We start from the raw sequence: 3583 nt of genomic DNA on the forward strand, positions 1-3583 counted from the left end.
AGTTGGCTGGCCTACCGGATTTTCTAACGGAAAATGCGGATGTCCGTGAGCAGGTGGTGCAATGGCAGACGGACTGGATCGAAAAGTCTAGAACGGCAAAAGGCAATACCATTGATTATTTCCGTGTTGACACTGTCAAACATGTGGAAGACACCACTTGGATGGCGTTCAAAAATGCTCTGACAAAAGAAATGCCGGAGCACAAGCTGATCGGGGAAGCGTGGGGTGCAAGTGTCAATGATGATCAAGGCTACCTGAACAGCGGGATGATGGATTCTTTACTAGATTTTGAGTTTAAGAACTATGCACGTGATTTTGTGAACGGGCAACTAGATGCGGTCCAGCAAAAGCTGGAGGCCCGCAACGGCAAGTTGAACAATACATCAACACTAGGGCAGTTTTTAGGAAGTCATGACGAGGACCGATTCCTTGAGCTGGTTGGGGGAGATCTCGGGAAGTATCAGGTAGCGGCGTCCCTTCAACTGACGGCAAAAGGACAGCCTGTCATCTATTATGGAGAAGAGCTGGGCTTGCCTGGTAAAAATAATTATCCTTATTACGACAATCGCCAGAATATGCCGTGGGATGACGTGGAAGGCAATGAAACTCTAGAGCATTATAAAAAAGTTCTGGACTTCCGTAACGAAAATCCGAACACGTTTGCTAAAGGGGACCGTGAGAAGGTAGCGGGATCTGACAACGACAAATTCTTGGTTTTCTCCCGCACATATGGAGAGAATTCTGTTTATGTAGGGTTGAATACGGCAGCTACTGCAAAAGATGTTACCCTGAACTTTGGTTCCTCCGAAGCAGTGGTGACGGACCACTATTCTGGTCACGAGTACCAAGCAAATGATCAAGGGCAAGTAACCTTCACCATACCTGCAATGGAGGATGGGGGCACTGTTCTGCTTGAAGTGGATGGAGCAGGACCGCCTGTAGAGGAAGAGCCAACGGAACCGGGGAAAATCGGTGAAAACACTCTTCGAATCCATTATCAACGCACAGACAACAGCTACGAAAACCTTGGCCTATGGCTTTGGGGAGACGTGGCGGCCCCTTCTGAAAACTGGCCATCAGGTGGCACACCGTTTGAACCAGGCAATGTAACTGATTATGGTGCTTATGTCGATGTTGAGCTTTCAGAAGGCGCGCAAAACGTCGGATTCCTTGTACTGAACAGAACAAACGGGGACAAGGACGGCGGAGACAAAGGTGTTGAGCTGTTCAGTCCAGAATTAAATGAAGTATGGATCAAGCAGGGCTCTGACGAAGTATTTTTATATGAACCTGCCAACCTACCGGAAAACACGGTCCGCATTCATTATGAAAGAACGAATGCCGACTATGACGGATGGGGTTTATGGAACTGGGAGGATGTCGAGACCCCATCTGATGGCTGGCCGAACGGTGCCGCAGATGCTGCAGGCATTGGTAAATACGGTGCTTACTACGACATCAAGCTTAAAGAAGATGCAAACAAAATCGGCTTCCTATTTGTAAATAAGCAAACAGGGGCGCAAACGGGAGATATGAGTTTCGATATGCTGAAGCAATACAACCAACTTTTTGTAAAAGAAGGCGAGGATAAGGTCTATACGAACCCATACGGAACGGTGCCATTGGCGCTTGTGTCCGGGGAGGTCTTGTCAGACAAGTTGATTAGTCTTACTTTTACCAAGACAGATAGATTAGATTTGGATGAATTGAAAGAGCAATTAGAGATCAAGGATGTAGATGGGAACAATGTGCCTTTTACAGACATGACCATTGAAGGCGAAAAAACGATCCATGTCTACGGCGAGTTTGATTTGGAGAAAATTCCGTTCACCGTGACATATGGAGACCGCACCATTTCTGTAAAATCCGGCTGGAAGTTGATCGATGAAATGTATGCCTATGAGGGCAAGCTTGGCGCGGAATTGCATGAAGATGGAACGGCTACATTAAAAATATGGTCGCCAAAAGCGGACAATGTGTCTGTGGTGGTTTATGACAAGGATGACCAGAACGAGATTGTTGACACAATCAAAATGGCAAAAGGGGACCGCGGTGTCTGGTCTGTAAAGCTAACTAAGGGTAATACTGGCCTTGATAGTTTGAAAGGTTACTATTACCACTATGAAATCACACATGGTGATGTAACGAATCTTGCTTTAGATCCGTATGCCAAATCAATGGCAGCATGGAACAACGAAGCGGGGGAAAAGATCGGAAAAGCGGCGATTGTGGACATCGGCTCCATTGGGCCAGAGCTTGATTATGCTGATATCCCAGGCTTTGAAAAGCGCGAAGATACTATCATCTATGAAGTGCATGTACGTGACTTCACGTCTGACCCGAATATCGGCGAGGACCTGAAAGTCCAGTTCGGTACATTTGCTTCTTTTGTAGAAAAACTGGATTACATTCAGGAGTTAGGTGTCACTCACATTCAATTGTTGCCTGTGATGAGTTATTACTTCAGCAATGAATTGGAGTCTGGGGAGCGCATGCTGGAGTATGCTTCTACCAACACCAACTATAACTGGGGCTATGATCCGCACAGTTATTTCTCTTTATCCGGTATGTACTCGGAGAATCCTGAGGACCCGGAACTGAGAATCAAAGAATTCAAGAATCTGATCAACGAGATTCATAAGCGCGACATGGGTGTGGTACTCGATGTGGTGTTCAACCATACGGCACAGGTCCACATTTTCGAGGACCTTGTACCAAACTACTATCACTTCATGGATGCTGATGGAACGCCTAGAACAAGCTTTGGGGGCGGTCGTCTAGGAACGACTCATGAAATGTCCCGCCGTGTGCTGGTGGATTCCATCAAGCACTGGGTCGACGAGTACAAAGTGGATGGATTCCGTTTTGACATGATGGGAGACCATGATGCAGAAAGTATTCAGATCGCTTTTGACGAAGCGAAAAAATTGAACCCGAATATCGTGATGATCGGGGAAGGCTGGGTAACATTTGCCGGTGACGAAGGCGAACCGGTCCAAGCGGCTGATCAGCAATGGATGCAATATACGGAAGCGGTCGGAAGCTTCTCCGACGAATTCCGTAACGAACTGAAATCCGGCTTCGGAAGCGAAGGACAGCCACGATTCATCACAGGTGGCGCGCGCAACGTGCAACAAATTTTCGATAACATTAAAGCACAGCCGTATAACTTTGAAGCGGATCAACCAGGCGATGTGGTCCAATACATTGAGGCGCATGACAACCTGACGCTATACGATGTCATCGCACAATCTATTAAAAAAGATCCGGAAATCGCGGAAAACGACTTGGAAATTCATAAGCGTATCCGCGTGGGTAATGCAATGGTACTGACTTCTCAAGGAACGGCGTTCTTGCATGCTGGACAAGAGTTTGGACGTACGAAGCAATGGAGAGCACCTGCAACAGAGGCACCATACAAATCTACGTATATGACAGATTCTGAAGGCAACCCGTTCGTCTATCCTTATTTCATTCACGATTCCTATGATTCCTCGGATATCATCAATCGTTTTGATTGGGAAAAGGCGACAGATGCTGAGAAATACCCTGTTAACAATGTGACACGTGACTACACGAAAGG

The 3583-nt window shown here is 46.8% G+C and carries 1 protein-coding gene; it reads left to right on the top strand.

The features are described 5' to 3' along the window. A partial coding sequence (locus AB6K10_RS18900; RefSeq protein WP_339119635.1) for a pullulanase occupies window positions 1-3583 on the top strand: 3583 nt, incomplete at both ends.

Source organism: Halomonas sp. BMC6 (genome assembly GCF_964204995.1).
In the GTDB taxonomy this organism is placed as follows: domain Bacteria; phylum Pseudomonadota; class Gammaproteobacteria; order Pseudomonadales; family Halomonadaceae; genus Vreelandella.